At 79.0% G+C, this 2,005-nt stretch carries 2 protein-coding genes; both read left to right on the forward strand.

Annotated elements, in window-relative coordinates; all coding sequences use genetic code 11:
- Window positions 1-48: 48 nt before the first annotated feature.
- The gene (gene cpaB, locus ACME2J_RS22230) at window positions 49-699 is read left to right on the forward strand and encodes a Flp pilus assembly protein CpaB (protein ID WP_495547132.1); all 651 of its coding nucleotides are present in this window, start codon (window positions 49-51) and stop codon (window positions 697-699) included.
- Window positions 696-1,907, forward strand: coding sequence for a TadA family conjugal transfer-associated ATPase (locus tag ACME2J_RS22235; RefSeq protein WP_495547133.1), 1,212 nt, complete (start codon window positions 696-698; stop codon window positions 1,905-1,907). Before cpaB ends, ACME2J_RS22235 begins: the two co-directional genes overlap by 4 nt.
- Window positions 1,908-2,005 lie beyond the last annotated feature (98 nt).

Below are 2,005 nucleotides of genomic sequence, written 5' to 3' on the forward strand. Positions count from 1 at the left end.
CGGCACGACGCTCGTCGTCTCCGTCCCGGAGACCGGGACCCTCGCCGCGTGAGCCGGCGGCGACGCGCGCTCGTGCTCGCCGGCCTCGCGACGCTCCTCGGCGGCCTCGCGGCCTCGGACGTCGCGCGGCGGGAGAGCGAGCTCGAGCGACGGCTCGGACCGACGGCGGCGGTCGTCGTCGCTCGCGCCGACATCCCCGAGGGGGGAGCGCTCACCGCCGCGCGCCTGGGCGTGCGCCGGGTGCCGTCGCGGTACGCCCCGGCATCGTCCTACGCGCGCCCCGACCTCGTCGCGGGGCAGCGCGCCGCGGTCGCGATCGATCGCGGCACCGACGTCGTCCCCGCGCTCCTCGCCGAGGGGGACGAGCCGGAGGGTCCTCCCGTGCGCCCCGGCGAGCGCGTCGCCGAGCTCGTCGCCCGGGGCTCGCCGGCGCTCGTGCGGAAGGGGGCGCGCGTCGACGTCCTCGTCACGCGCGACGACGTCGCGGGCACGGGAGGCCGGACCGAGATCGCGCTCGAGGACGCGGAGGTGCTCGCGGCGGCCCCGGTCCGCAGGCCGGACGACGGTGCGCCCGGGCCGCGCGTCGCCGTCTCGCTGCGCGTCACGCTCGAGCAGGCGGTGCTGCTCGCCGCCGCCGAGCAGTACGCCCGCGAGGTGCGCGTCCTCGCGCGCGCCGCAGGGGACGGCGGCCCCCGGTGAGGACCGCGGGCTCCCAGGACGAGGGGTTCGAGACGCTCGCGGAGATCGTGCGCACGCGTCTCCTCGCCGCGGCCGGCGACGACGCCTCCGGGCTCGCGCACGCCGATCGGCTCGACGTGCTGGTCGACGGCATCGCGGCGGCGCTGCCCGCCGAGGCGCGTGCGGAGGTGCGCCGGCGCGTCGTCGCCCGCACGGTCGGCCTCGGTCCTCTCGAGCCGCTGCTCGCCGACCCGGAGGTCGACGAGATCCTCGTGAGCGGCACGCGGCCGGCCTGGGTGGAGCGGCGCGGCCGCCTCGAGCGGACCACCGTCGCGTTCCCCACGGAGGGAGCGCTGCGCGACGTCATCGAGCGGGTCCTCGCTCCCCTCGGCCGTCGCGTCGACGAGAGCGAGCCGCTCTGCGATGCGCGCCTGCCCGACGGCTCCCGCGTCAACGTCGTCCTGCCGCCGCTCGCGGTCGACGGGCCCGCGCTCACGATTCGGCGCTTCCGTCGCGTCGCCTTCTCACCGGACGACCTCGTCGCGGCCGGGACGTGGAGCCCCGGCGTGCGCGACGTCCTCGCCGCGGCGGTGCGCGCCCGTCTCAACGTCCTCGTGAGCGGGGGGACGGGCGCGGGCAAGACGACGACGCTCGCGGCGCTCACCGGCTTCGTCGGCGCGGAGGAGCGCGTCGTGACGATCGAGGACACCGCGGAGCTGCGGATCGCGCTCCCGCACGTCGTCCGGCTCGAGGCGCGGCCCCCGAACGTCGAGGGCCGCGGCGAGGTGACGATCCGGCGCCTCGTCCGCAACGCGCTGCGGATGCGGCCGGACCGCATCATCGTCGGGGAGGTGCGCGGCCCCGAAGCGCTCGACATGCTCGCCGCGATGGGCAGCGGGCACGACGGCTCTCTCTCGACCGTCCACGCCGACGGGCCGGTGGCGGCGCTGCGCCGGCTCGAGGTGCTCGCCCTCATGGCCGACGTCGGCCTCCCGCACGCCGCGGTGCGCGAGCAGGTCGCCTCGGCGATCGACCTCGTCGTCCACCAGGTCCGCGACCCGGACGGGCAGCGCAGGGTCGACGCCGTCGCACGGGTGGAGCGCGACGGAGGGGACGTGCGCGCCGTCGGCGTCGCGGACCGGGACGGTCGGGTCGACGTCGCCGCGCTCGGCGCCCCGCTCGGCGAGCGGCTCCGGGTGGCCGGCTGGCGTGCGGGGGCGGCCGGGTGAGCGCGGCTGCGCTCGCGGCCGGGCTCGGAGCCGCGGCGGCGGTCCTCGCGACGTGGGAGGGGCTGCGGGGCGCGGAGGCGGCCGCGCTGCGCGGCGGC

Source organism: Paraconexibacter sp. (assembly GCF_059438195.1).